General features: G+C 45.4%; 1 pseudogene. It reads left to right on the forward strand.

The annotated features are described in order from the left end of the window. Positions 1-513, forward strand: a pseudogene (locus tag ACFIJ7_RS09865) (hypothetical protein); the annotation flags it as partial.

Raw genomic sequence — 513 nt, forward strand, 5'->3', positions numbered from 1 at the left:
GGATAAGGCTAAAGGTGCGTTTGTAGCGACGCATGGGGACAGTAAAGAGAGCAGCAAGATAACGTCTCTTAAAAATGGAGACATTAGTAGAACGTCAACGGATGCTGTAGCGGGTAACCAGCTATATGCCCTAGGGAGCGATGTTGCGAAGTCTTTAGGTGGTAATGCTAAGTATGAGGATGGCAAATGGAGCAAACCTAAGTTCACGATTAAAACAGTAAAATCTGATGGAACTGAGAGTGAGGAGAGCTATACAGATGTGGCTTCAGCATTTGCCGGTGTAGGAACTTCTTTCACGGATTTACATAAAGAGATTACCAATGAGATTACCACTGCTCAGGCTGATGCCTTGTTGTGGGATAAGTCTAAAGGTGCGTTTGTAGCGACGCATGGTGAAGAGAATGCAAGCAGCAAGATAACATCGCTTGCCAATGGATCTATAACTAAAGACTCAAGTGATGCTGTAGCGGGTAACCAGCTATATGCACTAGGGAGCGGTGTTGCGCAGTCCTT

The sequence above is a fragment of the Bartonella sp. MR100HLJHH genome, from assembly GCF_042194215.1.
Lineage (GTDB): Bacteria > Pseudomonadota > Alphaproteobacteria > Rhizobiales > Rhizobiaceae > Bartonella > Bartonella grahamii.